Consider the following 2,895-nt stretch of genomic DNA (forward strand, 5'->3'; position numbering starts at 1 on the left):
AGCCCGACCTGATGACCTTCCTCCGCACCCTGTAGCCGAATAATATGTGCTGTTCGATTTCCGCAAAGATGCTGCCCTAGCCTCGCTGGCAAGCGAGCGGCACATATTTTTTACCACACCATACTCACTGTTATGGGCTCGAGCCCATAATCATGAGAAGGGTCGCGTCGAAAGAGCAATCAGGTTTGTACGTGAGAGCTTCTTTGCCGCGCGCAAATTCACTGACCTCGACGATCTGAATGCCCAGGCCGCACTCTGGTGCGCGGGACCGGCAGCCGATCGCCCATGCCGGGAAGAGCCCACGATCACCGTACGTGAGGCCTTCGTGCGCGAGCAGCCCAACCTGCTCGCCTTGCCGGAGAATCCGTACCCGTGCGAACTGCAACTGGCCGTGAAGGTTGGCAAGCAGCCGTACGTGCGCTTCGACCTGAACGACTACACGATCCCGCATACCCACGTGCGCCGCACGCTCACGGTGCGGGCCGATCCCCGGCAGGTACGCATTCTCGACGGCGCCGATCTGCTCGCCACCCATGTGCGAAGTTACGATCGCGGCGCACAGATCGAGATTGCCGCGCACATCGACGCCCTCGTCGGGCGCAAACGCGAAGCCCGTCACCATCGCGGCCTCGACCATCTGGCCCGCGCGGCGCCGGCCAGCCAGGCGTTGATGCTGCGCGCCGCTGAACTCGGCGGCAATCTGGGCAACATCACAGCCAATCTGCTGCGCCTGCTCGACCGCTATGGCGCTGCCGAACTGCAGGCGGCCATTGAGGAAACCCTCGCCAGTGGCGCGGCGCCTCATCCGAATCCGGTCCGTCTGGCGCTGGAGTGCCGGCGCGAAGCGCGCCAGGCACCTCCGCCCGTTGCAATCCCATTGCCCGAACACGTACGCAAGAAGGACACGCTGGTAACACCCCACCGCCTCGACATATACGACCAGATCGCGGGAGACACTGATGAGCGCGCCTGACGATCTGCAAAACCGCGCGCACGCCTTGCGCCTGTACGGACTGCTCGCACATTGGCCCGATGTGGTGGCCGAGCCGTGGGTCGCGCCGTTGCTGCATTGGGAAGAGGACGAGCGCGGACGCCGTTCTCTGGAACGACGCATCCGCGATGCCCATCTGGGCAGTTTCAAACCGCTGTGTGACTTCGACTGGGCCTGGCCCAGGCGGTGCGATCGCGCCGTCGTCGAAGAGTTGATGGCGCTTGAGTTCGTCAGGGACACCGCGAACGTCGTGCTGATCGGCCCGAACGGCGTCGGTAAATCGACACTGGCGCTCAATCTCGCCTATCAGGCAATCGTACATGGCCACACAGCCTTATTCACTACCGCCGGCCAGATGCTCGGTGACCTGGCCGCGCTCGACAGCGATTCGGCGTTGCGCCGCCGGCTGAACCGCTATGCCTCACCCGACGTGCTCGTGATCGACGAAGTCGGCTACCTCTCGTACTCGAACCGCCACGCGGATCTGCTGTTCGAACTCGTCAGCCGGCGGTACGGGGTTGCATCGACAGTGGTTACGACAAACAGACCATTCGGGGAATGGCATGAGGTGTTTCCGAACGCGGCTTGCGTCGTCTCCCTTGTTGACCGACTGGTGCATCGTGCGGAAGTCGTTGTGATCGAAGGCGAGTCCTATCGCGTGAAGGAGGCGCGTGAACGCGCTGAGCAACGCACGAAGAAACGTAGTGCGGCCAAGGCTGACAGGAAGACGTCATGACACGCCATCACCGGCCTTCCAGAACCACCAGCGGGCTCGACTTCCTGATCCCGGACAACTGGTCCGCCGATCAGGCACTCGCCGTCGTCGAACTCCTCGACGATCTACGCGAGTGAATCTGCAGGCACTATCAGCTCGCATTGCACGAACTGCTACGTGAGCAACGTGCGCCTCCCGTGAAACCTCACCTGAACGACGTCGACGACCCATTCTGATGGCCATCGCTCGACAACAGGGGCGCCAACGGCCCCTGGTCGTTGACGCTTTTACTCAACCTTGCACCGCCGTCTAATGTCGGATCCTCACAGCCGCCAACAGCAATCGACCGCTTTCGGCTACCAGCGCCGAATGACCGTTCCTGGCCGCACCCTGCCCGTCGCAGCCGACGCCGACGGCCCTCAACTGCCGTTGGCGACAACCCCACGCACGGTCAGATGCCGGGACGTCCCCTGCCCTGACAGGATGCGTCCCGCGCCTCAGTCGCCATGGACGTGGGTCACTATAATCAAGAAGCACCGGCGCCCTTCCGCTTGACGGGAGGCCGTTTGTTCCGGTGTGACTGCCGTGCCCAATTGCGGGTCAATTTTTTGCACGGAGGTATTCCATGGCCACGTACGTCATCCTCAGCCGTTTGTCTCCTGACGCGTTCAAAGATCCCAAGGACATGAAACAGCTCGCCGCCACGGTGGCCGGGAAAATCAAGGCTGAATGCCCTGCCGTAACCTGGAAAGACAGCTATCTGACACTCGGCCGCTTCGATGTGGTGGACATCGTCGAGTCTGACGACCTGAAACAGGTCGAGCGAGTGGCGTTGATCATCCGCGCCTCCGGACACGCCACCACTGAGACCTTGCTAGCGACGGGGTGGGACGAGTTTATAGCGACACTGTAACGGGGCTGCCCGCCACGCGCTTCGCGACAAGGCGTTCTGGCGAACTGTGGCGTTTCAATCGGCTTGTCGGCCAGACGATGCGAACTACCAGGGGGCGCTCTGAAGCGCTCCCACTTTCCCCTCGACGCGTGCCATGGCAGCGTGCCCGGCTGCGTCGCTACGTCATGAAATGCGAGCAGCGTTCGGCGCCTCGAGCTGTTGAGGACTGGCCCGACGTCCATGGATCGGATTTCGAAACGGCAGACTGACCGCGTGACCCATGATGGACGGGCTCAC

The 2,895-nt window shown here is 62.4% G+C and carries 3 protein-coding genes; all 3 read left to right on the forward strand.

Features of this window, described 5'->3' with window-relative positions:
• Nucleotides 1–46 precede the first annotated feature (46 nt).
• The 3 genes from F6X42_RS42130 (at nucleotide 47) to F6X42_RS42145 (ending at nucleotide 2,619) form a co-directional block, all read left to right on the forward strand.
• Nucleotides 47–973, forward strand: a complete 927-nt coding sequence (locus tag F6X42_RS42130; protein ID WP_246530553.1) for a Mu transposase domain-containing protein — start codon at nucleotides 47–49, stop codon at nucleotides 971–973.
• Nucleotides 960–1,727 carry an IS21-like element helper ATPase IstB gene (gene istB / locus F6X42_RS42135; protein ID WP_187639665.1) on the forward strand — a complete coding sequence of 256 codons (768 nt, stop codon included), beginning with the start codon at nucleotides 960–962 and terminating at the stop codon, nucleotides 1,725–1,727. The genes F6X42_RS42130 and istB overlap by 14 nt, the downstream gene beginning before the upstream one ends.
• A 604-nt stretch (nucleotides 1,728–2,331) precedes the next feature.
• Nucleotides 2,332–2,619: a GYD domain-containing protein gene (locus F6X42_RS42145; protein WP_187639666.1), complete on the forward strand. Its 288-nt coding sequence runs from the start codon at nucleotides 2,332–2,334 to the stop codon at nucleotides 2,617–2,619.
• Nucleotides 2,620–2,895: the final 276 nt, after the last annotated feature.

This window comes from Paraburkholderia podalyriae (assembly GCF_014397785.1).
GTDB classification, from domain to species: domain Bacteria; phylum Pseudomonadota; class Gammaproteobacteria; order Burkholderiales; family Burkholderiaceae; genus Paraburkholderia; species Paraburkholderia podalyriae.

Coding starts and splice junctions, on each gene's coding strand:
- F6X42_RS42145 (WP_187639666.1), top strand. CDS start 2,332: ATGGCCACGTACGTCATCCTCAGCCGTTTGTCTCCTGACGCGTTCAAA.
- istB (WP_187639665.1), top strand. CDS start 960: ATGAGCGCGCCTGACGATCTGCAAAACCGCGCGCACGCCTTGCGCCTG.